The organism is Ruegeria sp. P8, assembly GCF_056534665.1.
The window spans coordinates 1-23,377 of record NZ_JBQERC010000001.1; the positions used below are offsets into that span (position 1 = coordinate 1).

At 57.4% G+C, this 23,377-nt stretch carries 19 protein-coding genes and 1 pseudogene; 5 read left to right on the forward strand and 15 right to left on the reverse strand.

The features are described 5' to 3' along the window. Positions 1-114 precede the first annotated feature (114 nt). The 5 genes and pseudogenes from ACR0BZ_RS00005 to ACR0BZ_RS00025 all read right to left on the reverse strand — a co-directional run. Positions 115-461, reverse strand: a pseudogene (locus ACR0BZ_RS00005) (transposase); the annotation flags it as partial. Between the two features lie 123 nt (positions 462-584). After that, positions 585-2,909: a DUF3604 domain-containing protein gene (locus ACR0BZ_RS00010; RefSeq protein WP_480919118.1), complete on the reverse strand. Its 2,325-nt coding sequence runs from the start codon at positions 2,907-2,909 to the stop codon at positions 585-587. A 17-nt stretch (positions 2,910-2,926) separates the two neighbouring features. Further along, positions 2,927-4,450: a tripartite tricarboxylate transporter permease gene (locus ACR0BZ_RS00015; RefSeq protein WP_480919119.1), complete on the reverse strand. Its 1,524-nt coding sequence runs from the start codon at positions 4,448-4,450 to the stop codon at positions 2,927-2,929. A 20-nt stretch (positions 4,451-4,470) separates the two neighbouring features. Continuing rightward, entirely contained in the window at positions 4,471-4,986 is a 516-nt protein-coding gene (locus ACR0BZ_RS00020; protein ID WP_480919120.1) for a tripartite tricarboxylate transporter TctB family protein, read from the reverse strand. Positions 4,987-5,041: 55 nt separating this feature from the next. Beyond that, positions 5,042-5,998, reverse strand: a complete 957-nt coding sequence (locus ACR0BZ_RS00025; protein ID WP_480919121.1) for a Bug family tripartite tricarboxylate transporter substrate binding protein — start codon at positions 5,996-5,998, stop codon at positions 5,042-5,044. Between the two features lie 232 nt (positions 5,999-6,230). Between ACR0BZ_RS00025 and ACR0BZ_RS00030 the strand changes: the two genes are divergently transcribed. Continuing rightward, positions 6,231-7,046 (forward strand): GntR family transcriptional regulator, encoded by an 816-nt coding sequence (locus ACR0BZ_RS00030; RefSeq protein ID WP_480919122.1) that lies wholly within the window; start codon positions 6,231-6,233, stop codon positions 7,044-7,046. Between the two features lie 527 nt (positions 7,047-7,573). Next, the gene (locus ACR0BZ_RS00035; protein WP_480919123.1) at positions 7,574-8,326 is read left to right on the forward strand and encodes a hypothetical protein; all 753 of its coding nucleotides are present in this window, start codon (positions 7,574-7,576) and stop codon (positions 8,324-8,326) included. Positions 8,327-8,400: 74 nt separating this feature from the next. On the opposite strand, the gene ACR0BZ_RS00040 is transcribed toward ACR0BZ_RS00035, so the two are convergent. From ACR0BZ_RS00040 to ACR0BZ_RS00050, 3 genes are all read right to left on the reverse strand, one after another. Beyond that, positions 8,401-9,048: a response regulator gene (locus tag ACR0BZ_RS00040; protein WP_480505849.1), complete on the reverse strand. Its 648-nt coding sequence runs from the start codon at positions 9,046-9,048 to the stop codon at positions 8,401-8,403. Beyond that, positions 9,045-10,370: a sensor histidine kinase gene (locus ACR0BZ_RS00045; RefSeq protein WP_480919124.1), complete on the reverse strand. Its 1,326-nt coding sequence runs from the start codon at positions 10,368-10,370 to the stop codon at positions 9,045-9,047. The genes ACR0BZ_RS00040 and ACR0BZ_RS00045 overlap by 4 nt, the downstream gene beginning before the upstream one ends. A 229-nt stretch (positions 10,371-10,599) precedes the next feature. Continuing rightward, positions 10,600-11,562, reverse strand: coding sequence for a zinc ABC transporter substrate-binding protein (locus ACR0BZ_RS00050; protein WP_480919125.1), 963 nt, complete (start codon positions 11,560-11,562; stop codon positions 10,600-10,602). 57 nt (positions 11,563-11,619) lie between these two features. Between ACR0BZ_RS00050 and ACR0BZ_RS00055 the strand changes: the two genes are divergently transcribed. Genes ACR0BZ_RS00055 through ACR0BZ_RS00065 form a run of 3 tightly spaced genes read left to right on the forward strand, consistent with a single transcriptional unit; the run spans position 11,620 to position 13,678 of the window. Beyond that, complete coding sequence (locus ACR0BZ_RS00055) at positions 11,620-12,132, forward strand: Fur family transcriptional regulator (RefSeq protein ID WP_480475370.1); 513 nt, start codon at positions 11,620-11,622, stop codon at positions 12,130-12,132. 2 nt (positions 12,133-12,134) lie between these two features. Further along, positions 12,135-12,881, forward strand: a complete 747-nt coding sequence (locus tag ACR0BZ_RS00060) for a metal ABC transporter ATP-binding protein (RefSeq protein WP_480484830.1) — start codon at positions 12,135-12,137, stop codon at positions 12,879-12,881. Continuing rightward, entirely contained in the window at positions 12,881-13,678 is a 798-nt protein-coding gene (locus ACR0BZ_RS00065) for a metal ABC transporter permease (protein ID WP_480919126.1), read from the forward strand. Before ACR0BZ_RS00060 ends, ACR0BZ_RS00065 begins: the two co-directional genes overlap by 1 nt. A gap of 120 nt (positions 13,679-13,798) precedes the next feature. Here the strand turns inward: ACR0BZ_RS00065 and ACR0BZ_RS00070 are convergent, their stop codons facing one another. The 7 genes from ACR0BZ_RS00070 to xdhA all read right to left on the reverse strand — a co-directional run bounded on the left by ACR0BZ_RS00070 (position 13,799) and on the right by xdhA (position 23,183). After that, entirely contained in the window at positions 13,799-14,872 is a 1,074-nt protein-coding gene (locus tag ACR0BZ_RS00070; protein ID WP_480488997.1) for a BMP family ABC transporter substrate-binding protein, read from the reverse strand. A gap of 32 nt (positions 14,873-14,904) precedes the next feature. After that, positions 14,905-15,825 carry an ABC transporter permease gene (locus ACR0BZ_RS00075; protein WP_209598075.1) on the reverse strand — a complete coding sequence of 307 codons (921 nt, stop codon included), beginning with the start codon at positions 15,823-15,825 and terminating at the stop codon, positions 14,905-14,907. A gap of 2 nt (positions 15,826-15,827) precedes the next feature. Further along, the gene (locus ACR0BZ_RS00080; protein ID WP_267363631.1) at positions 15,828-16,910 is read right to left on the reverse strand and encodes an ABC transporter permease; all 1,083 of its coding nucleotides are present in this window, start codon (positions 16,908-16,910) and stop codon (positions 15,828-15,830) included. 63 nt (positions 16,911-16,973) lie between these two features. Next, complete coding sequence (locus ACR0BZ_RS00085) at positions 16,974-18,491, reverse strand: ABC transporter ATP-binding protein (protein WP_480919127.1); 1,518 nt, start codon at positions 18,489-18,491, stop codon at positions 16,974-16,976. Further along, positions 18,488-19,423: a xanthine dehydrogenase accessory protein XdhC gene (xdhC, locus tag ACR0BZ_RS00090; protein WP_480919128.1), complete on the reverse strand. Its 936-nt coding sequence runs from the start codon at positions 19,421-19,423 to the stop codon at positions 18,488-18,490. Before xdhC ends, ACR0BZ_RS00085 begins: the two co-directional genes overlap by 4 nt. Next, positions 19,423-21,825: a xanthine dehydrogenase molybdopterin binding subunit gene (gene xdhB, locus ACR0BZ_RS00095; RefSeq protein ID WP_480919129.1), complete on the reverse strand. Its 2,403-nt coding sequence runs from the start codon at positions 21,823-21,825 to the stop codon at positions 19,423-19,425. The genes xdhC and xdhB overlap by 1 nt, the downstream gene beginning before the upstream one ends. Then, the gene (xdhA, locus tag ACR0BZ_RS00100; RefSeq protein ID WP_480919130.1) at positions 21,822-23,183 is read right to left on the reverse strand and encodes a xanthine dehydrogenase small subunit; all 1,362 of its coding nucleotides are present in this window, start codon (positions 23,181-23,183) and stop codon (positions 21,822-21,824) included. Before xdhA ends, xdhB begins: the two co-directional genes overlap by 4 nt. Positions 23,184-23,377 lie beyond the last annotated feature (194 nt).

Below are 23,377 nucleotides of genomic sequence, written 5' to 3' on the forward strand. Positions count from 1 at the left end.
CTTCTACAATCCGCGCCGAAGACACTCGGCCTTAGGCTGGAAAAGCCCCGTCGCTTTCGAAAGGAAAGTGGCTTAAACGAGCACTTGGAGCGGCACGAATACGTGACAGGTCCAGATGGCCCCACAAGCCTTCCGGATCGATACACCCCAATCGACGCACATCCCGGTGACAATCTCGCGCAAACGGCCAGGCTTCAGAGCTTTCGCCGAATGACATCCTGAAGCATCTCCCGGTCCAGCGTCAGGTCCGCCACAATCTTCTTCAGCCGGATGTTCTCGTCCTCAAGCCCTTTCAGCCGGCGCATCTCGTCCGGCAGAAGGCCCCCGTATTTTTTCTTCCAGTTGAAGTATGTCGCCTGGCTGATCCCGGCCTTGCGGCAGATCTCCGCGACCGGCGTTCCTTGCTCGCCCTGCTTCAGGATGAAGGCCTTCTGTGCCTCTGTGAACTTCGATGCTTTCATGCGATTCCGCTCCTCTCCCAGCCAGGGAAATTTAGCGGAAAACTCCAGCTCCGAACGATCCAGTTTTCAGGGGGCAGAGCAACGGCAGATAATGCCCAAGTTGAGGATGGTCTGAGTCCAAATTCAACCATCCCCTGAGGTATCAAAAGAACCAGTCTGCTTGAAAAGATACATCGGGCTGGACCAGGCCAGATGTCCATCTTCAGTTGTAACCCGAACCCAGATGGGGGTATCTCCCTCTGAATTCAGGGTGACCGCGCGTTCGATTGACATGCCGAAATCAGTCAAATGCTCGGGCAACCGTGTCACGGAAACTTTGCGATCCAGACCTCCGGCATCCAGGATCACTGAATCCGTTTCAAGTTCGTTCAGACCGACTTTTCCAGAAATCAGAGAGGTCACGATATTCAGACTTTCAGCGTCATCATCCAACCATATGTCAAAACCAACAAAGTTCCCGGTTGTCAGTAAATCAAACTCTACCAAGCCTTTGCCGGACCATTCCAGTTTCCTGTCATGGTTCCATGCGTTTATTGTCTTGAACTGATTGATGTTGGCGCCTGTTACCTCAACCTGACCAGTCCAAGTCGTTTGACGTCCACGGCCTCGATATTCTGCGCCATGGAAACAGATACGGTAGCGCCGTCCAAGATCACTTAGGCCATATGGCAAACAGCGTTCAAGAGTTTCAGTCCCGCGTAAGATGTCGACGGACAGTATGGGCGATTGGGTTTGAACCTGTACTGAAACCTGAGCCTGATCATCCTGCACTGCAGCAATATCACCCATCATGAGAGTGTTTGACCGGGTAAATTCAGCCCCCCCAACTCTGGGGTCACGCTCAAAAACACGGGCTGGATTGTCAAGTTCTGCCGCGACATCCAGATGCAGGCGGCCTCCGGTGGTTCCATAGTGGTGGCGGCGACGCATCGCATCAAAGATACCATCGCGGGTCAGTTCCGGCGCCAGGAAGCACGTCAAACCACCCAGGGCCCCGAAACTGGAAGCACCGGGATGGCTGGCGCCGGGGCGACCCTTGTGGCCGTCGGAATTGCATACAAGGCCATGACGGTAGCCCAGCTCAAAGCTGTCCTTCATCACCCATTCAAATGTGCCCCAGTCGGAATGTGCCTCTAGCGACGTGCGCAACCATCCGCCATCGGCCTGAGCGATATTCGCGGGCCGCCCGCCGATATGGGCATAGAGAACGCAATCCTCGTCCTTTAAGGCTTCAAACAGCGCTTTGGTCGTCGTTGCGTCCTGGTCTATATCCTCGCGGTCAATCAGCAACGCGTGGGAGGATCGGATCATTCTGCGCCCCTCGTGGCGGAAAAACACGTTGTGATCCCCGCCGGTGGGCGAATTCCCGGACCATTCGTATCCGGGGAAGGCAACGAAACTGCCGGGCTGATCAAAATCGGCTGTAACCTGGTTGATTTCGTCCCAGAACGCATTTTTGATCTGAAAGTCATTCGCTTGATGTGACATCACGTCCAGCGCGGCCAGATCCCTGCCAAACTCGAAATATTCTCGGATCGGGTTGATGCCGACAGTTTCGCCGCTTTGCCCGTGCAGATCACCCCAGTATGCCTGCAACACGCTGTTGCGCACGACCAGTGGATTGGACCGCACCAGAGCATTGCCGTCTTCATCACTGAGGGAGATGTTGATGATGCCCGGACCTGTGGCAGTCAAACCTGCTACTTTTCTGGCGCGTTGCCCGTGAGTGAACTTGACGGCCGAAGGAAGGCCGTCAACAGGTCCTTCTGCAGTCAGCCGATATGTGCCTTCCACCAGGTCAGACGGGTTGCCCCAAATATCATCTGCGCGCAGCAGCAATGAAAACTCTGTTCCCGGTGCCCGCAAGCTGGGCAGGATTGCACGCCACGTATGCGGCGCTTCAGGCAACACCATGACGGCGGGGCGCTCTGGCAGCGGTGCATAGTGGCGTGTGGCGCAGGCATCCACAAGAACGCGGAATTCATGCGCACTTTCGCAGAAGGTCTGCATCCTGAGGCCGGGCCCGCCCCCGGAGGTATCTCCGAAGGTGATTGTTATCGTCTCTCCCTCGCTCATGTGACCTTTGACAAGGGTAATACACAGTGATCGGTCCCAGGGGCGTTGGTGCCCAAGCCGTTCGACATCAAGGTCAAGGGCCGTGCCATTCGACGCCTGTGCCGTGACATAGTTCATCGCCGTCGGATCATTTGTCTGCAGCCGTCCACCATCATTGGTAAAGCGCTGGACAACTTTCAGGCCACCGGTGTCATCCAGTCCGAATTTGCCGACAGTATAGATCAGGCGAAAGGTCTGAAAGCTTCGGATACGAACAGCGTCATTGCCTTCCAGCCGCACGGAGCCATAGTCGGAGTGGTCTTGCCCCGGATGCGCATTGGGCCATACGTCCCCCATTACGCGATCAGGTATGACATGTTGATTTTGGATCATCTTATGTTTCATCTTTTTCAGCTTGTTTGGTCTACGTCTTCTGCGCGTTCTTTTCTGCGCTTGGCGGGGTAGTAGATGCCAAAGCGCCAGACAAAGAACAGGGTGAGCAGCGTGAAGGGCAGCGCGAAGGGCCGCGTGAAGAGGACGCAGATGCTGTCGTAGAGGATGATCGTCTGACGCAACGAATGCTCCAGCAGCGGACCAAGAAGGAAGCCTATGAACAGACAGACCAGCGAGTATCCTGTCTTTCTCATGAAGAAGCCGAGCAATGCGAAGGCAAACATCAGGCCAACTTTGAAAAACGAGGATGAAGGCACATAGACACCGATCACGCAAAGCACGACCACACAGGACAGAATGATTGGCTTGGGAACTCGCAGCGACAGAACCCAGATAGGGATGCCAGCGCGGCCAACAACAAGGTGAACGGCATTGGCCATCAGCATTGAAGCAAAGATACCGTAGATCAATGCACCATGCTGTTGCATCATGAACGGCCCAGGCGTTGCGCCATGGATCAGAAAAGCCCCCATGAGCAATGCCGCTGCAATGTTGCCGGGAATGCCCAATGCAATTGTAGGGATCAGGTTTGCACCCGACACAGCACTGTTTGCAGCCTCGGTCGCGGCAATGCCTTCGAGTTTGCCCTTGCCAAATTCTTCCGGGTTTTTGGAGGCGCGTTTTGCGGCGCCGTACCCAAGGAATGCCGCCAATGTGACACCAAGTCCCGGCAACATGCCCACGAAGGTCCCGATATAGGCGGACCGGAAGAGCGTCGGAATGCAGGCCTTGTATTCAGCCCAGGTCAGGTTTTGGTCAGCACGGTTGTAGGGTTTCGGTTTTATTAATTGATCCGCGGGCGTGCGCCGGCTGTCAAATAACTGGCTGAGAACAGAGCTGAGCGCCAACAGGCCGATGGCCAGAGCGTTCAGGGAAATGCCATCATAGAGGTCGATGATGCCAAAGGTCAGGCGCGGTGTCCCCTCGGCACGGTCCAGGCCGACTGTGGACAGAAACACGCCCAAAGCGGCGGCAAGCAGGCCTTTTGCAAGTGTATCGGATGACAGGCCCGCAATCAGCGTGAAGGCGAGGAACCCAACGGCCGTGATCTCTGCCGGGCCAAATCTAAGGGCGATTGCCGCAAAAGGCGCGGCCAACAGGATCAGAACCACATCTGACGCGAAATCACCGGTCACGGAGGAATATAGCGCCATCCGCATCGCCTTTTCGGGCTTTCCCTGCTGCGCCATCGGGTATCCGTCACGAGCGGTCGCAACGTTTTCAGAGCTGCCTGGCGCATTCAGCAGGATCGCCGGAATTGCGCCGCCGGACGTGCTTCCTTTCATGATCCCGATCAGGAAGGCGATTGCTGTCATCGGCTCCATGTAGAAGGTAACCGGAATCAGGAGCGTGAGGGCCGTGATCCCGCCGACACCGGGCATCACACCAAACAGAATCCCGATGGCGACGCCCAGAAAGATGAAAAGCAGGTTCCACAAGGTGAAGGCCGCGATGAAACCTTCGATCAGTTGCTCAATCATGAAACTCTCCCGCGGCTGCCTTAGAAGTTGATCAGGGGAAACTGCGGCAGGGGCACTTTCAGAACCTGCCAAAGCAGGAACTCGAGCAATGCCGGGAACGCCAAAGCGGTCACAAGAAGTGGAATGATCTTGCGGTATCCTGTGCAATACATGATCACGGCAAGGAGTATCACAGACGGAACCAGGAAACCGAGCGTCACCAGGCCGAAAACATAGATCGCTGACAGCACGACAACGACAAGCGAATCCACTACCTCGTTGCGACCAAAGGCCAGTGTTTCGTTTTCTTCGCTGTCTTCTGCGACCGCCGGAACCTGACCCAACATCACCCGAAAGGCATTCAGGGCTACAATTGTGCCCAGGGCGACCATGCTCCAGGCTGCCACCCTTGGCATGAAGCCAGGCGTTATGCCGCCATTGCTGCTGTTTGCACCAACGACAAATTCAGGAATGAGCCAGAAAACCGCCACAAGCCCCAAAAGTGCCAAGACGACACCTGACGCCAGGGTCGATTTTGTTACTGTATCAGTTGCCATGATATCCCCCCGTTTGTCGCAGCTTCTCATGAGGCTGCGACGCTGGTTTGCTGTCTTACTTGGAAGCGATATCCTGGTATTTCTCGGCCAGTTCACCGATTGTCGCAGTGACATCCGCACCGGATACGACCTCGACTTTCGATTTCAGGCGCTCTTCGACGATAGTGAGGAAGTCGGCGTCGTTCGCGGCGGCTTGCAGCGCATTCTCAAGGGCTTGAGCGACATCATCCGGAACCCCCGCCGGGGCCATCACACCAACCAGGCTGGGCATTGCCAAACCATAACCGCTTTCCTTGTAGGTCGGCGCATCGGGCGCACCGGACAGGCGTGTGTCATTCAAGGACGCCAGCACTTTGACCTGGCCATCGAAATTCGCGTGAACACCACCGCTATAGGACATGACGGCATTTCCCGCGATCAAAAGCTGCATGGCTTCCGCCCCGCTGTTCGCATTCACAATGCGCAGGTCCAGCCCCTCTTTTTCGGCAACGATATCAAGGAATGTTGCACTCATTCCACCTTGTGAAACGACTGGCAGTCCAGGATTGGCCTTGGCGTGTTCAACAAACTCGTTGAAACTTGCAAACGGCTGATCAGTTGGTGCAACAAATGCGTTCTGATAGTTGGCTAGAGCTCCAATGAAGCGAAAATCCGAGGCCTCAAAGTCTACTTCGCTTGCAATGGGATTCCATGCCGCGATCTCATCCACGCCGCCCAACAGAATGGTGTAACCATCTGGTGCGGAGTTTTTCAGAAAGCTTGCGCCAACAGAGCCGCCGCCGCCTTTGCGGTTTACAACAACGACGGGTTGGCCGAGTTCATTGCCCAAAGCATTAGCAAACACACGGCCCATCGTGTCAGTACTTCCGCCTGCGCCGTAAGGGATGATCATCGTAACGGCTTTGGATGGATAATCGGCAGCAACAGCTGGCAATGACACACTTGCTAGCCCAGCCGCTGTGGCAATCATGCCAAGCACCGAGCGGCGACCGATAGTTTTGTATGGGTTCATATTATGTTCCTCCTCTGATCCGGGAGAGATGTGCGCATCCCGAGTTTTCTCAGTGTGATTCACAATAACTACGTAGTTAAAAAAATCATTGCCAAATACAGAAGTTTAAAAATGCTGACAAAACAGTATATTATAGACTGCCTTTGGCGTATCTGGCAGAAAATTTGAAAATTAGAATTTGATATCATAGTTATTCTTGACTGGCAGGCACCCCGCAGTAGATCACGCACTGATGGCAAAGGACGACGATATGGTCATTTCTACGGGCAGATTTGGGGCAGAAAACCTCAGACGGTCTGTTCTCCTCGAGTACTATTCAAGGCTGCCGGAGAAAAAACCCAAAGCTGTTAAGACATATGAAGCATTTCTCAAGATGATTGAGGCTGGCTATTGGACGCCTGGTGATCAAATTCCTTCGGAGAAGGAACTGGTGAGGATACTACCTGTCGGATTGGCGACTGTGCAAACTGCACTCGGTCGCTTGGTTCAGGCGGGATTGCTGGAAAGGCGGCGCAAAGCCGGCAGCTTTGTAACTGAACCCGCTGCGGCAGGAAGAGAACTCACCTACTACAAATTCTTGGGCGACGATGGTTTGTTGTCGGTGAACGACGTTGAATTACGGATTTTCGATAGCCGCGAGCAAGGGCGGTGGAGTGAATTCCTCGGCTTCTCCAGCAAATACGTTTGCGTAGAACGCTTAATCGATGTTGGTGGTGAGTTTCGTATCTTCAGCCGCTTCTACCTTTCAAATCCAAAGTTCGGTTCTCTCTTGAGCATGGAAATTTCCGAACTGAAAGACATAACGTTCCGCATCATGTTCAGAGACCGTTTTGGAACACCGCCTCATGGTTTTGAGCGGAATATCTCGTTTACAAGGCTGAGTTTGGATATCGCAGAAAAACTCGAACGTTCTGCGGGCAGCACTGCAATACTGTATGAAATCTTCCAGTACACTTTGCGTGATGAAGCACTCTTTTTCATGGAAACAATCATTCCAGAAAACAACCGCACATTAGATCTCGGGTTGAGCGGTGCTTCTTTTGTTTGACAGGCACAGGGTTTGTATTTTCGACTTAGCCTGGTTTCTTCTACAAATGATGAAGCCGATGGCAGCACGAGCCATGGCGTCGGGGCAGCTAAAGTTTTAAGTAGACCATCGGACTAAACACCTAGGTATCGGACGGTGGGGCGAACAAGATGAATCCGCCTGTTTGTTCGCATTGTGGTAACTGTCGCGGTCAATTGCGATCGTCAGGTTCCTTCTAAAATCGAATATTACTATTCGGTTCGCCAATGGCGCTAAGCAGGAAGAAAACGACAGCTGTCAAATCAAGACCGCCAACCGCTGAAGCCGAGTTCCGCAAAACATGGAAAGCAACGCGGCAACACCTTATTGCCCAAGGCCAAAATTAGATTACCAGGTCCATTTGAGTGATGGATATTTGAAACCCTCATTCCTCGGACCCGGACAATCGGCCGGAAAATCATCAGACCTAAGCCCGATGTAGCGAAGCCGGGCCCGGGATATTCTGCCTCCAATACAGGATAACGCCTCGAACAGGATTGGAGACGAGAATGAATAACCGGAAAAGAACTGGTCAGCTTCTCAGCACGGTAGCGCTGGCGTCGCTGATTGTGATGACACCCTATGTGCCGGCTTTTGACGCAGACGGTCATCTGCGGTTGGAACCTGCTTACGCGTTTGCAAAGAGCGGGAAAGGGAGTGACGGCAACGGCGGGGATGATGACCATGACAGCAATTCCGGGTCGGGCAGCGGCGGTGATCGTGACGACAATTCCGGATCGGGTAAAGGTGGTCACGATGATGATGACGACGACGATGATGATGATGCCGATGGTTCGTCACGCTCGGGCCGGGGCGATAAGAAGGACCGGTCCCAGTCTGGGGGGCAGTCATCGGGGTCGGCTGGAATAACAAAGGTCGAAACAAGCGCGAGCGGCATTGAAGTACGCTATGCCGACGGTACCAAGGAAGAGATCGAAAACGGTCGATACGAAAGAAAGAATGCGCAGAACCGAACCGTCGAAGAACGACCTGCAACCGGTGCCGACGTTTCGCGCCTTCGGTCGATGGCAAACGGCATCTCAATCGATAGCGTGCGTTCGCAAGGGCAGAGCGGTGGCGCCGGAAGTCGTCCTGCAAAAATCGAGATTCAGGGCAACAATATCGAAGTCAGCTACACGAACGGCTGGAAGGAAGAGATCGAGGGCGGACGATACGAGTTGAAAGACCCGTTCAACCGGACCGTTGTTGAAAGAAACGCAACTGCAGCGGACCGCCAAAGGCTTCAGTCGGTCGCCAACTGAGCAACGAACTTTGACGAATGTGCGGGGCGGTTTCTTTTCTTGAGAGACCGCCCCGGTCATTGAGCGCCTGACCCTTAGTCGTTCTTGTTCCAGGCCTCATGCGCGATAAGAGCGGCCTCCACCCGGTTTCGCGCATGGAGCTTGGACAGGATCGCCGTCATGTAATGCTTGACGGTTTTCTCCTGTATTCCCAACTCATCGGCTATTTCCCGATTGCTCAGCCCTTTGGCGACGCGCCGAAGAATCTCCTCTTCGCGATGGGTAAGATCATCTATGGCGTCAGCTTCTTGCTGCGACCCGTTTCTGCGATTGATCTGAAGCAGCATACGCGAAGCAAGACCCGGCGAGACGAACCCTTCGCCCGAGGCGATACTGCGCAGCGAAGCTGTCAGTTCGCGCGCGGTCACACCTTTGACGATATAGCCAATGGCACCAGCCTCCAAAGCGTCTGCGACGTCACTGCTGTTTTCAGAGACCGTCAATATCGCGATGAAAGGCGGGTTCGCCATTTCAGCAATTCGACGGGTCGCGCTTATGCCGCCACCGGGCATCGACAGGTCGAGGATGGCGATGTCAGGTTGATGGGTTCGGACAAGGGAAACGGCCTCATCCGCGTTTGATCCGGCGGCAAGAACCTTGAAGCCGTCGGCCTCCTCCAATGTGCGGTGTAAACCGTCCCTGAAAATCGGGTGATCATCTGCGATAACGACTGAAGTTGTCATGATGCACTCATCTTTCTGGGAAGCAACGTCATAGCAACAGTGGTGCCCTTGCCTGGGGTTGACGTCACTTCGAACCGACCGCCAATGCTTTCGACCCGGTCACGCAAGCCGACAAGGCCCTGGCCCCCGTCCTCACGCAGAACCGTCTCGCCGGAGGGGGCGAACCCGGGGCCGTCGTCGCTGACCTGAACGGTAATGCGATCATCTTGTACGTCGCAGGTGACAGTGCACTGGGACGCGGGTGCATATCTTGCGGCATTGGAAAGCGTTTCCTGCAGGAACCGGAAAACGCACAACTTGCCCGAGATTGACAAATCAGGCGACGGATTGCCCTGAAAGGAAATACCGGGGCGAAAAGGGCTGTGCTCGGAATGGTCCTCGACAGCTCTTTTCACGACATCAACGAGCGCCAGGTTTTCGATGTCCGGCGCGAACAATCCCCGAGAAAGAGCGCGAATTTCTGCCAAAGACTTCTGCAACGACTGTTGAATTTCTTCGGCCTCGGTGGGCATCTCCGGCCTGTCGCCGAATGCGGCCTCCAGTCGAAGGGCGGCGAGCGACAGGTATTGGGCGGGGCCGTCGTGCAGCTCCGCGCCGAGTTTCCTGAGGAACCTGTCGGTTTGCGCGGCGTATCTTTCCGATGCATCAATGACACGCGACCGCAGCATGGCATTTTGCGCGGCCATCTTTTCACTTTCGGCAAGACGATCGTTCAGAAGGCGTCCTTGCCGTCGAATAGTGTTGTCGCCGATTGCGACAATGGAAAACAGAACAACCGTGCTTGCCGCAAAGGCCGAGCCAACGATCAACCAGCTTGTTCTTCGGGCTCTGGCCATGTCCAGTTCCAGCTGATCTGCCTTTTCATAAAACTCGGCGACGGCGATGATTTTCCCCGACCAGATTTCGCGAATGGGGCTGTAGACTTCCAGCAATGGAATGCCAAGCGCAGCCTCTGCCGCGCTTTCTTCGTCGTCCAACTCTTCAAATGAGCCCGAGATTTCTCCGTCCCACGCACGTTTCAGGTCATCTGTCGGCTCGAACCGGCGACCGATGATGGCGGGATCCGATGCGTAGGCAATCTCGCCCTCCTGCTTCCAGAACTTGTACGAGGCAATGCGTTCGCGCATCGGCTGGGTCATGAAGATCTCGTCCAGCGCCCGGCTGGCCTGTTCGGACAGTCGATCTCCATGCGCCAGCTCCTGGCTGAGTGGGGACAAAATGCTTTCCATGTACAATGCCGCAGAGTTGGCGGAATTTTGTACAACCGCGTTTTCGATCCGGTTCGATACCCAGTGACCTACAAACACCGTTGCAGTCCCCATGACCGCAACACTCGCCGCGAGAAAAACGCGCGACAAAGACCAGTTGCCAATTGTCAGGTCAGTAATTTTGGGTCTCATTTCGCAATTGACTATGAACGACAATTGCTTGACGCGCTACAGACCATGGTCTGATGCGCTTTTCAAATGTTCCAAACCTGATGCTTAGATCGGGACTTGGTCCTTTTGGGTGCACCCCGGCAGGTTCCCGCGTCCCGATCCCAGACCCGGTTCAACGGGTTTTCAAACACTCCGACAGGGTTTGCGCCATGTTACGAATGACTTGCGGGTACAGAGACGGCCCGGGTTCCAGTGCCGAGCCCAGTGGATCGATCACACCGGATTGCGCCGATGTTCCATCCAACACGGTTTCGACGATGCCCGGATTGAACTGTGGTTCAGACAATACGCAGTTGATGCCTTCGGCGTGAATGCGACCTTGGATAGCGGCAATACGCGCGGGGCTTGGGTCGGACGCGTCGCTCAGGGAAATCGCGCCCGATGCGGGGAAATCGAACGCGACCTCGAAATACTGGTAGGCATCGTGAAACACGACGAAGCTGCCGCCGCGAACCGGTTCAAGCAACTCTGCCACTTCTGCGGAAAGCGCGGTCATTTCTTCGCGCGCCGCTTTGGCATTTGCCAAATACGCAGCGGCGTTGTCGGGATCCGCTGACGACAGTTGATCCGCGATCAGGGTCAGCCAGGCTTTGGCATTCGTTGGCGACAGCCAGGCATGTGAGTCATGATCGTCATGATCGTCATGATCGTCATGACCTTCGTGATCGTCATGGTCTTCGTGACCCGCATCGTCCGCGTGATCATGCGCCTCAAACAATGCGTCTTCCCGGAACTCAAGAAGCGCCGTACCCTTTGCGTCCAATAGGGCAGTGGCGGTCGCGCCTTGGGCAAGAGTTTCTATCGCGCTGTCCAGCCATGGCGTCAGGTCTTCTCCTACCCAGAACACCAGATCGGCGTTTTGCAACGCGGCCGCCTCGGACGGGCGCAGATTGTATTCATGCGGTGAGGCACCCGGTGCGACGATCAGGGCAGGTGTTCCCACACCCTCCATTACACGGGCCACCAGCGAATGAACCGGGGCAATGTCCGCGGCAACGTTTGGCGCATCTGCGCGGGCCGGTCCACCCAGCAATGCAACTGTGATCGACAATGGAAGAAGAAGCGTTCTGGACATAGAGCTCTCTGTGTGATTTTATAACATTTCAAGTGGCAATACATGATATGAAATAACATGACAAGTGATGTGCACCCAGTACCTGGCAAAGACACCGCCCCGGTCGGGTTTCAGGAACATGACCACCAGAGCTGTGTCGCAACGGCCCTGGCATCTGCCGAAGCCCGGTGCAAAGAGGAAGGGCTGCGTCTGACGCCGGTTCGCCGCAAGGTTCTTGAGATGTTATTGCAAGAACATCGCGCCCTTGGTGCCTATGCAATCCTTGACCGGTTGCGCGACGAAGGGTTCGGGTCCCAGCCTCCGGTCGCTTATCGGGCGCTGGAGTTTCTTGTACAAAACGGCTTTGTCCACAAGATCGAGCGGCTGAACGCGTTTGTCGCCTGCTCTCATCCCGGCGCGGCGCATTCACCTGCTTTCATGATCTGCCGAAAATGCGACGCCGTAGCCGAGGCGCAGTCTGCCCCGTCCAAAGGTGTTCTTGGCGCTGCCGCGCGCGCGGCGGGTTTCGAGATCGAGCGAACGGTTGTAGAGGCTGAAGGTCTCTGCCCCGACTGCACCGAAAAGGCATAAAGATGGCCCTGATCACTGTCGAGAAACTCAGCGTCCGCTATGGCGCGCATACCGTGCTGCATCATGTGGATATGGTCATTGAACCGGGTGAAATCGTGACCATCGTTGGCCCGAACGGATCAGGCAAGACCAGCCTGCTGCGCGCCATTATCGGTGCGACACGGCCTTGTGCCGGTCAAGTGTCACTGAAGCCCGGATTGAAAATCGGGTATGTGCCGCAGAAGCTGCATGTCGATCCGACTTTGCCGATTTCCGTTGAACGGTTCATGCGTCTGACCGATCCTGTGTCGCGCAGGCAATGTGTCGAGGCGCTTGAATCGGCGGGTGTGCCGGATCTGTTGAAACGCCAGATGTCGCAGCTTTCCGGCGGACAGTTCCAGCGGGTGCTGCTGGCCAGAGCTTTGATCAACCGCCCGGACATATTGTTGCTGGACGAAGCGACACAGGGTTTGGACCAACGGGGATCGGCCAGCTTTTACCAGCAGATCGAGGCTGTCCGGCGCGAGACCGGATGCGCCATTCTGATGATCAGCCACGAACTGCACGTGGTCATGAGTGCGTCGGACCGGGTGATATGCCTCAATGGGCATGTCTGTTGCGAAGGATCGCCGGCTGTGGTCGCCTCGGCGCCCGAATATCGGGCCTTGTTCGGAACCGGAACAGGCGGTGCGCTTGCCCTTTATCGTCATGAACATGATCACCATCATGATCATGACCATGATGCGAGTACACAGGAAGCGGCGGAATAATGCTGGATGATTTCATGATGCGGGCAACGCTCGCCGGTATTGGCGTGGCGGTTGCCGCGGCCCCCCTTGGGTGTTTTGTCGTATGGCGTCGCATGGCGTATTTCGGCGATGCAACCGCACATGCCGCAATTTTGGGCGTGGCCCTGTCCCTGACGTTTCAGATGTCGATCTTCACGGGCGCGTTGGCTGTCGCTTTGGTCATGGCGCTGACCGTTTCGCTTTTGGCCGGTCGCGGATATGCGATGGACACGCTGCTGGGCGTTCTGGCACATTCTGCGTTGGCCTTCGGGCTGGTTGCAGTTTCATTCCTGTCCGGTGTCCGGATTGACCTTATGGCGTATCTGTTTGGGGATATTCTGGCGGTCTCCCGTTCTGATCTGATCGTGATCTGGGGCGGTGCGGCGCTTGTCGTGGCGCTGATTGTCTGGCGTTGGGCGCAACTTCTGACCGCGACATTGAACGAAGAACTGGCTTACGCCAGCGGATTCGATCCAAGACGAGAGCAACTGATCCTGACCCTGTCTCTTGCCGTGACCGTGGCGGTGGCGATCAAGGTTGTGGGTGTTTTGCTGATCGCCGCAATGCTGATCATTCCGGCGGCAGCGGCGCGTAACCTTGCGCGGTCACCAGAAACGATGGCCTTGATCGCAGCGGGAATAGGCGCGCTTTCAGCCATCACGGGGTTAAGGGCTGCGTATGTTTTCGACACTCCGGCAGGGCCTTCGATCGTCTGCGTTGCCGCGATCGTGTTTGCGTGCCTTAGCCTGATTGGATGGCGAACACAGGACAGGGCTTAATGGTTCCGTAGGTCTTCGCGGCCGTAGCATCCCGGTCATCCGGTAATGTGACCAAAGCGAAAACGCCACGAAAAAAGGCCCGCAAACCTGCGGGCCTTGATGCATTTCTACCCGCGTCGTTTACTGCGGGATATCGCCTTCCAGCCCTTCGACATAGAAGTTCATGCCAGCCAGCGTACCGTCGTCGGCCACTTCGCCCTCGGCCAGCCAGTCGCTGCCGTCCTGCTTCTTCAGCGGTCCGGTAAAGGCATGATAGCTGCCATCGGCCAGCGCCGCCTTCAGGGCCAGTGCCTCTTCTTTGATGTCCGCAGGAACTGCATCCGAAATCTCACCGATTTCTACCATGCCCGGCCCGATACCGTCCCAGGTATTGGACGAGGTCCAGGTGCCGTCCATCACAGCTCGCGTGCGCGCAATGTAATAGGGTCCCCAGTTGTCGATGATCGAGGAAACACGCGGTTTGGGGGCGTATTCGCTCATATCCGAAGCCTGACCGAAGGTGATCACGTTGCCCGCCTCTTGTGCGGCGGCCTGCGGTGCGGTCGAGTCAGTGTGCTGCAGGATCACGTCGGCGCCCTGTTCGATCAGAACCGATGCAGCGTCAGCCTCTTTCGCCGGGTCGAACCATGTATAGGCCCAGACGATCTTGAACTGTACATCCGGGTTCGCTTTCTTGGCGTGGATATAGGCCGAGTTGATACCGCGGATCACTTCGGGGATCGGGTAGGACCCGATATAGCCGATGATGTTCGATTCGGTCATTCTACCCGCGATATGCCCCTGAACCGCGCGGCCTTCGTAGAAACGCGCTGAATAGACCGAGACGTTGTCGGCGGTCTTGTAGCCGGTCGCGTGCTCGAACTTCACGTTCGGGAATTTCTTGGCCACATTGATGGTTGGATCCATATAGCCGAACGAGGTGGTAAAGATCAGATCCGCGCCTTCCAGCGCCATCTGGGTCATCACGCGCTCGGCGTCGGGGCCTTCGGGTACTGATTCAACGAATACAGTCTCGACCTTGTCGCCGAACTCTTCTTCGATCGCCAAACGGCCTTTGTTGTGTTCATAGGTCCAGCCGCCGTCGCCGACAGGGCCGACATAAACAAAACCGACCTTGGTTTTGTCTTGTGCCACTGCACCGGTCGCAAGACCAAGCGCTATCGCGGCAGTTGTCAGAAGTGATTTGAATTTCATGTAGTTACTCCCCAAGTTGGTTCAGTTGGCCCCTAGTGTGAGGCGTGGAAGGTCCGGCCCAGTGAGGCAGGTGCGCTGCTCTTGTCGGCCGAAAGGATCACAAGCACAAGGATCGTGATGAGATAGGGTGACATTGCCAGATACTCGACGGGAATGGCAACGCCCGCTGCCTGCAAATTAAGCTGTAAGACGGTAATGCCGCCGAACAAATATGCACCCAGCAGGACCCGCCATGGTTTCCAGCTGGCAAACACCACCAGCGCCAGCGCGATCCAGCCGACACCTGCGGTCATGCCCTCGGTCCATTGCGGCACACGGATCAGGCTGATGTAAGCCCCACCCAGGCCCGCGCAGGCCCCGCCGAACAGGATCGCCATGATGCGGATCTTGATGACCTTGTAGCCAAGCGCATGGGCGGCATCATGGTTTTCACCAACCGCCCGCAGGATCAACCCGACGCGGGTGTACTTCAGGACGGCCCAGACCACAGCGGTCAGCGCAATGCCCAGATAAAGGATGGGGTCGTGCCGAAACAGGATAGGGCCGATGACCGGAATATCGCTGATCAAAGGGATGTGGATATCGCCCATGCTGGGGGGTTTGACGCCCACATAGCTTTGCCCCATCAAGGCGCTGAACCCCAGTCCAAACAGGGTCAGCGCAAGGCCGCTGGCAACCTGGTTGGCCAACGCAAACTGTGTCAGCAGGACGAACAGCAGCGACAGCACGGCCCCGCCAATGGCGGCAGCAACAAAGCCCAGCCAGGGCGAGCCGGTTTCGACCGAGATCGCAAAACCGCTGATCGCTCCAACGATCATCATGCCCTCGACACCAAGGTTCAGAACGCCTGCCTTTTCCACGACAAGCTCTCCGATCGCGGCCAGCAGAAGGGGGGTTGCCGCCACCATAAGCGAGGCAACCAGAAGAACGGGATTGATTTGACCAAGGTCCATGATCACGCCACCTCGCTACGCGCCGCACGGATGCGGAAGTTTGTCAAAAGATCGAAGGCCAGCAGGAAAAACAGCAGCATTCCCTGAAACACCTGAATGGCTGCGGCAGGCAGGCCCAGCTGCGATTGTGCGATTTCGCCGCCAATATAGGTCAGCGCCATCAGGCCCCCGGCCAACAGGATACCCACCGGATGCAGGCGGCCCAGAAAGGCGACGATGATCGCGGTAAAGCCATAGCCCACATTGAAATCGATGCTGATCTGACCGGACGGGCCGGACACCTCGAACATCCCGGCCAGCCCGGCCAAGGCGCCCGAAATCCCAAGGCAGAACAGGATCAGCCGCGCCGGGTTCACACCTGCAAACTTCGCGGCGCGGGGGGCCTCACCCGTCAGACGGATATGGAAGCCCAGCATGTGACGGTTCAGCAATACATAGGCAAAGATCACCGCGATGAAGGCCGCGACAACACCCCAATGCATCCCGGAACCGGCAATCAGCTCGGCATTATGCGCGCTTTCATAGGATTGCAGGTTGCGCGATCCGGGAAAGCCGAACCCTTCGGGGTTTTTGAGAAGACCCAGCGAGACCGAGGCCAGCATCTGCTCGGCCACGTAGACCAGCATTAGCGACACAAGGATTTCGTTGGTGCCGAAACGCACCTTCAGCAAGGCCGGGATCGTTGCCCACAGCCACCCGCCAAATGCGCCTGCGACCACCATGATCGGGAAGATGTACCAGGCGTCGAGCGGATAGAAGGCCAGACCTGCGCCCGCGCCGAATATGGCGCCCATGATGTATTGTCCTTCGGCCCCGATATTCCAGATACCGGCCCGAAAACCCAGCGACAATCCGATTGCGATCAGCACTAGGGGCGCGCCTTTGACCAGCAATTGAGGGCGGTAATAGAATGCGAACTCGCCAAACAGCGGCTCCCAGAAGATGGTACCGATGGCTTCGACCGGATTTTTTCCCAAGATGGCAAACAGCAACCCGCCAAACACCATTGTCGCCAGCACCGCCACAAGGGGGGTCGCGTAAGACCAGGCCCTGGACGGCTGTGGCCGTTTCTCCAACACAATCATCTGCTCATCCCCCCAGATGTTTCATCTTTTCGCAAATACTCTCGCCGAAGGCGGCCTAGCAGATCACACATGTGCCACCTCCATGCCATGGGCGCCGCCCATCATCAGGCCAATCTCATCCACGGTCAGGCCGGTTGTCGGGCGCGGTGCGCTTAGTCTGCCTTCGTTCAAGGCTGCAAAACTGTCCGAGATTTCCATCAGCTCATCCAGATCCTGCGAGATGCAGATCACCGCTGTGCCTTTCGCCGCAAGATCGAGTATGGCTTGCCGGATCGACGCGGCCGCCGCGGCATCCACCCCCCAGGTCGGCTGGTTTACCACCAACACATCAGGGTTTTGCAGCACTTCGCGTCCAATCACGAATTTCTGCAGATTGCCGCCGGACAAGGACCGCGCTGCGTTTTCGGGCCCGGGCGTGCGAACGTCGAAGGCTTCGATGATCTTTTCGGCAAAACTCCGAGTTTCGGTCCATTTCAAGAAGCCATTTTTCTCAAGCCCTTCCCGCACAGATCCGGTCAGCAAAGCGTTTTCGGTCAGGCTCATGTCGGGTGCCGCTGCGTGGCCTAACCGTTCCTCGGGCGCGGTCAGAACGCCCAGCTTACGGCGCGCTGTCGGGCCGAGCTTGCCGATCGCCTGACCGTTGAACTTGATTGCATCCGCCGATGTCAGGATTTCCCCGGACAGCACGCCCAGCAATTCATCCTGCCCGTTTCCGGCAACACCGCCGACGCCCAGAACCTCGCCCTTGCGGACCGTCATGTGCACATTGCGCAATGCGGTGCCGAATTCCGAAGGCGAGGGGACTGACAGCCCGCTGACATCCAGCGCGACCTCGCCCAGTTCCCGGCCCGAGCGTTCGGGCGTCTGCAAGGTTGACCCGACCATCATCTCGGCCATGTCACGCGCCGAGGTTTCAGCGGGGACACATTCGCCCACGTTCTTGCCCAGACGCAGGATCGTAGCATGGTCGCATAGCGTTCGGATTTCCTCCAGTTTATGCGAGATATACAGGATCGAGGTTCCCTCGGAGCGTAGCTTGTTCAGCGTCTCAAACAGGATATCGACCTCCTGCGGGGTCAGAACCGAGGTCGGTTCGTCCATGATCAGCAGCTTGGGGTCCTGCAACAGGCAGCGGATGATCTCGACCCGCTGGCGTTCGCCTGCGGACAGGTCGCCAACCGTGCGAAACGGGTCCAGCGGAAGGCCATATGTTTCCGAAACTTCGCGAATGCGCGATGCCAGATCCCCCATCGGGGGCGGATTCTCCATCCCCAGTGCGATATTCTCGGCCACGTTCAGCGCGTCAAACAGCGAAAAATGCTGGAACACCATCGCGATCCCATCCGCACGGGCCGCGCGGGGTTCGGGCGGCGCAAACGGATTGCCGCGCAGTTTCATGGTGCCGCTGTCCGGCTTCACAAGCCCATAGATCATTTTTACCAGCGTGGATTTCCCCGCGCCGTTTTCACCCAGCAGCGCGTGTACTTCGCCTTCGCCGATGTCAAAGGACACCTGATCATTGGCCACAACACCGGGGTAGGCTTTGGTCAGCCCTTGCAAGCTCAAAAGTGGAATGGTCACGCGCTCAGGTCCTTCTTCAACTTGTTTTGCAGGGCCGGGCGCAGCAATTGTGCAGCGACGCCCACGGCGATCATATGTGGATGCTTCCCTATCGACGGGTCACCGATCGGGCAGGTGATCCGGCTTATCCGTTCAGGCGGATGTCCAAGGGCGGCCAGCCGCGACCGGAATCGCGCCCATTTCGTAGCCGAGCCAATCAGCCCCGCAAAGCCAAAATCGTGCAAAAGCAGTCTGTTGCACAGTTCAAAGTCAAGGCTATGCGAGTATGTAAGCACAAGATGTTCAGCGTCACATGGGGCATGGCGGACCAGCTCGGCCGGTTTTGCCGTCGGAACAATTGTCACGCCCGCTGGCACAGCGGCCGGAAAGCGCTGACGGCTGGTATCCACCCAGGTTATTGCAAGATCAGGAAGCGGGGACAGCACATCCACCAGCGCCCGGCCGACATGGCCCGCGCCCCAGATCCACAGATTGCGCGTGGGCTTGTGAACGGGTTCAACCATCCAGCCGTCAATCAGCTGCGGTTCGGGCGCAATCCCCTGTCCGCGCGCCGTCGCCAGCATTCGCTTGACCGACAGGGGCATCGCGCCATCCTTGGTCGGGCGCGCGATGACCGCATCGTCCAGATCATTGACGGTCTTTGCGTCGTAAACCTCGCTCAGCAACGACACGGCACCGCCGCAGCATTGCCCCAACTCGGGTCCAAGCGCATGATGCGTCAGGCGGGTTGGCGTGGTTTGCAACCGCGCGGCATTTGCTGCCTGGTATTCCAGAGTTCCGCCGCCGATTGTGCCGCTTTGCCCGCCGTCCCAGACCAGCATGGCGGCACCAACTTCGCGTGGAGACGACCCTTTGATCCCGGCGATGACCACCCGGACCACTTTGTCGTGGGTTTTGACCGCCTCCCTCAAAGCCTCAAGGTCAAATCCCATCAGATGCCTCCCTTCATCCTCTGGACGCCGCGCCAGACCTCTTCGGCGGTGGCGGGCGCGTTGAGTGCCGGATAAGTGTCCCCGCAGGCCGCCACCGCATTCGAAAGCGCCAGCCAGGCCGATATTCCCAGCATGAATGGGGGTTCCCCCACGGCTTTCGAGCGATAGATGGTGTCCTCTCGGTTCTCGCCATCCCAAAGTGCGACGTTGAATATGTCGGGCCGGTCGGAACAGGCCGGGATCTTGTAGGTTGAGGGCGCATGCGTGCGCAGGTTGCCGTTTTCGTCCCAGACCAGTTCCTCGGTCGTCAGCCAGCCCGCACCTTGCACGTAACCGCCTTCGACCTGTCCGACATCCAGCGCCGGGTTCAGCGAAGCGCCCGCGTCATGCAGGATATCTGTGCGCAGAATGCGGTTCTCGCCCGTCAATGTGTCCACAGCCACCTCGGTGACCGAAGCACCATAGGCGAAATAGTAAAACGGGCGACCGCGCCCCGCGATCCGGTCCCATTCGATCTTGGGCGTTTTATAAAAGCCGGTGGCCGACAGGCTTATGCGACCCTGATAGGCCAGTGCGGCAGCTTCGGCGAACGTGTACCGTTCTTCACCAACCGAAACGTGGCCATCCGTGAAAGTGACCGCAGAAGGGTCGGCCTGATGCCGTTCAGCCAGATAATCGGCCATCCGGTCGCGGATCGTATCGCAGGCCGCTTTCACTGCCATGCCGTTCAGATCGCTGCCCGAAGACGCCGCCGTGGCTGACGTATTCGGCACTTTGGCTGTATCCGTGGCGGTGATCTTGACCATCTCAAGCGGGATGCCAAAACGCGACGCGGCCACTTGTGCGACCTTCTGGAACAGGCCCTGACCCATCTCGGTGCCACCATGATTCAGGTGCACCGAACCATCCTGATACACATGCACCAGCGCACCGGCCTGGTTCAGATGGGTCAGTGTGAAGGAAATGCCGAACTTGACCGGAGAAAAGGCGATGCCCTTCTTGATCACGCTGTTTTCGGCATTCCATTTCTCGATGGCCGCTTTGCGCGCGGCATAGTTGCTGGACTTCATCAGCGCTTCGGTCATGCCATGCAGTTCGAAATCGCTGACCTCCATGCCGTAGGGCGTCGTGTTGCCACCAGCGGGCAGGGGGCGGACCGGGGCCGTCCCTGTTTCCACCGCGCCACGGCTGGTCAGGTCTTCGTGCGGGTCGGGATGACCCAGCGGTTTTTCGTGAGGTTGGACTTCGGCAACCTTATGCGCGGGCTCGTAATAGTTGCGACGGCGCAATTCCACCGGGTCCAGCCCAAGTTCATGCGCGGCGTGGTCCATCACACGTTCGATGGCAACCATCCCCTGCGGGCCACCAAACCCGCGATAGGCGGTGGCTGACTGCGTGTTGGTCTTCAACCGATGGCTTTCAATCCGGGCATTGGGCAACAGGTATGCATTGTCAGAATGCAGCATCGCACGGTCGGCGACGGGCAGGGACAGGTCCTGCGCCCAGCCGCAGATTGCGTATTGCAGAAAGGACACGCCCTGAATGTGACCCTGTTCGTCAAATCCCGCGCGATAGGAAATCCGGAAGGCGTGGCGTTTGCCGGTGATGATCATGTCATCATCGCGGTCATAGCGCATTTTGCAGGCTTTGCCGGTCGCCCGTGCAGCCACTGCGCAGGCAACGGCCAGCGCATTCCCCTGGCTTTCCTTGCCGCCGAACCCGCCACCCATGCGCCGGGTTTCGACGCGGATCGCATGCATGGGCAGGCCCAGAGCGTCCGCCACCTTGTGCTGTATCTCGGTCGGGTGCTGGGTCGAGCTGTGGACCAGCATGTCGCCGCCTTCATTCGGCACGGCAAGCGCAGCCTGACCTTCCAGATAGAAATGCTCCTGACCGCCGATCTCGAACGTCCCGTCGATGACGTGGGCGGCGCTTTCAATCGCGGCGTCCGCATCGCCCTTGGCATAGATGCGGGGCCCGTCTTCAAATCGGCTGTCTGCGGCCAGAGCTTCTTCAACCGTCAGGATCGGTGTTTCCTCGGCATAGTCGATCTTGCCCAACCGAACCGCCTTGCGGGCGGCCAGATGGCTGGTGGCAACCACCAGGAAAACAGGCTGGCCGATATAGTGAACCGTCCCGTCGGATAGCAAAGGCTCGTCATGGATCGAGGGCGAAACATCGTTGGCAAAGGGCAGGTCCTGTGCCGTCATGACCCTGACGACCCCGGGTGCCGCTTTCACGGCAGACAGGTCCATCGCGGTAATCGTGCCCTTGGCGATCGGGCTCAGGCCAAAGGCCAGATGCAATGTGCCCTTTGGCGTCGGGATGTCGTCCACATATCGGGCGGAACCGGATACGTGTAGCGGTGCCGCGTCATGGGGAAGGGGTTTGGTTACGCTCATGCCGATACCTCCAGCACGTTGGTCACTTGGCCCTGATCCTCAAGGAAGTACCGTTCCAGCATCGCTTTGGCGGTCTCAAGCCTGTACGTGGCCGAGGCGCGCATATCCGTAAGCGGTGAATAATCGTCGGCAAAAGCGGGTAGAGCGGCGTCAATCGCCTCGCGCGCCCACGGTTTGCCGATCAACGCGGCCTCGACATGGGTTGCCCGTTTCGGAATGCCAGCCATACCGCCAAACGCGATGCGCGCAGCCGCCACCCGTCCGTCTGAAATGGTAATGTTGAAACATCCGCACACGGCCGAGATATCCTGATCGAACCGTTTGCTCAGCTTGTAGCATTTCAACCGGTCCGCCTGACGCGGGAAGCTGACGGCTTCGACAAACTCACCCGGCGCGCGGTCCTGTTTGCCGTAATCGATGAAGAAGTCTTCCAGCAGGACTGACCGGCGTTCATCACCTTTGCGCAGGTGCAGCGTCGCACCCAATGCGATGAGCGCGGGCGGGTTGTCTCCGATTGGTGAGCCATTGGCGATGTTGCCACCCACAGTGGCCGCGTGACGGACCTGAACACTGGCATAGCGCCGGATCATTTCGGCATACGATGGGTGAATGTCCGCCAAGGCTTCGCCCATGCGGTTCATATCGACCATGGCACCGAAACGAATATCTTCGTCGGTGATCGTGATCTCTTTCAGATCGTCACAGCGGTTCAGGAAGATCACCGGATCAAGATCGCGCAGTTGCTTGGTCACCCAAAGCCCAACATCAGTTGCGCCCGCGACCAAAGTGGCATTCGGGTTCTCGGCATACACAGCAGCCAGCGCGTCGGACGAGCCCGGCAGCATGGGTGAGGCAGCGGGCGTTGCGACAGGCTTGTCTTTGACCCAGATAGGCACGGGCTGCTTCTCAGCCGCTTCAGCTGCGCGAATAATGGGAGCGTAACCCGTGCAACGGCACAGATTACCGGCAAGCTGTGTATCGTGATCCGTCGCGCCATTGGTGTGGCCGGCCACCATCGACATGACAAAACCGGGTGTGCAAAAGCCGCATTGCGACCCGTGTAAGTCAACCATGGCCTGCTGAACCGGATGGACCTCGCCATCGGGGCTGCTGGCGCCTTCGACGGTTCGAACCGCCTTGCCATGCAACTGCGGCAAGAACAGGATGCACGAGTTCAGGGCCTTTGCGCCACCCGCATCCGTCACCATGACAGTGCAGGCACCGCAATCGCCTTCGTTGCAGCCTTCCTTGGTGCCGGTCAGGCCACGATCTTCACGCAGCCAATCCAGCAGAGTGGCCGTCGGATTGATATCCGTCAGCTCCACTGTCTCTCCGTTCAGAAGAAACGTGATGTCCATTCGAGAAACCCGTCGCCTTACCCGGTTGCGCCCTGGTGGTGCCCTCCTTCGATGCGACGTAGAAAGAGTGGCGGGCGGATAGCTTGCCAATGGATGTTAGAAACAGCATGCGTGATCTGGCAAGAAAAACTGCCTGTATGATGCATCATTACAGCCAAATGGCGTGGATTTGCGCACCCTGTGTAAATATCAGT

Excerpts from the sequence above, each read along its gene's own strand:
- ACR0BZ_RS00045 (WP_480919124.1), bottom strand. The coding sequence starts at position 10,370 with ATGGGGACTGCAACGGTGTTTGTAGGTCACTGGGTATCGAACCGGATC.
- ACR0BZ_RS00065 (WP_480919126.1), top strand. The coding sequence starts at position 12,881 with ATGCTGGATGATTTCATGATGCGGGCAACGCTCGCCGGTATTGGCGTG.
- ACR0BZ_RS00025 (WP_480919121.1), bottom strand. The coding sequence starts at position 5,998 with ATGAACCCATACAAAACTATCGGTCGCCGCTCGGTGCTTGGCATGATT.
- ACR0BZ_RS00080 (WP_267363631.1), bottom strand. The coding sequence starts at position 16,910 with ATGATTGTGTTGGAGAAACGGCCACAGCCGTCCAGGGCCTGGTCTTAC.
- ACR0BZ_RS00055 (WP_480475370.1), top strand. The coding sequence starts at position 11,620 with ATGACAAGTGATGTGCACCCAGTACCTGGCAAAGACACCGCCCCGGTC.
- ACR0BZ_RS00030 (WP_480919122.1), top strand. The coding sequence starts at position 6,231 with ATGGCAAAGGACGACGATATGGTCATTTCTACGGGCAGATTTGGGGCA.
- ACR0BZ_RS00015 (WP_480919119.1), bottom strand. The coding sequence starts at position 4,450 with ATGATTGAGCAACTGATCGAAGGTTTCATCGCGGCCTTCACCTTGTGG.
- xdhB (WP_480919129.1), bottom strand. The coding sequence starts at position 21,825 with ATGAGCGTAACCAAACCCCTTCCCCATGACGCGGCACCGCTACACGTA.
- ACR0BZ_RS00050 (WP_480919125.1), bottom strand. The coding sequence starts at position 11,562 with ATGTCCAGAACGCTTCTTCTTCCATTGTCGATCACAGTTGCATTGCTG.
- ACR0BZ_RS00035 (WP_480919123.1), top strand. The coding sequence starts at position 7,574 with ATGAATAACCGGAAAAGAACTGGTCAGCTTCTCAGCACGGTAGCGCTG.
- ACR0BZ_RS00070 (WP_480488997.1), bottom strand. The coding sequence starts at position 14,872 with ATGAAATTCAAATCACTTCTGACAACTGCCGCGATAGCGCTTGGTCTT.
- ACR0BZ_RS00020 (WP_480919120.1), bottom strand. The coding sequence starts at position 4,986 with ATGGCAACTGATACAGTAACAAAATCGACCCTGGCGTCAGGTGTCGTC.
- ACR0BZ_RS00075 (WP_209598075.1), bottom strand. The coding sequence starts at position 15,825 with ATGGACCTTGGTCAAATCAATCCCGTTCTTCTGGTTGCCTCGCTTATG.
- xdhC (WP_480919128.1), bottom strand. The coding sequence starts at position 19,423 with ATGGGATTTGACCTTGAGGCTTTGAGGGAGGCGGTCAAAACCCACGAC.
- ACR0BZ_RS00060 (WP_480484830.1), top strand. The coding sequence starts at position 12,135 with ATGGCCCTGATCACTGTCGAGAAACTCAGCGTCCGCTATGGCGCGCAT.
- xdhA (WP_480919130.1), bottom strand. The coding sequence starts at position 23,183 with ATGGACATCACGTTTCTTCTGAACGGAGAGACAGTGGAGCTGACGGAT.
- ACR0BZ_RS00010 (WP_480919118.1), bottom strand. The coding sequence starts at position 2,909 with ATGATCCAAAATCAACATGTCATACCTGATCGCGTAATGGGGGACGTA.
- ACR0BZ_RS00040 (WP_480505849.1), bottom strand. The coding sequence starts at position 9,048 with ATGACAACTTCAGTCGTTATCGCAGATGATCACCCGATTTTCAGGGAC.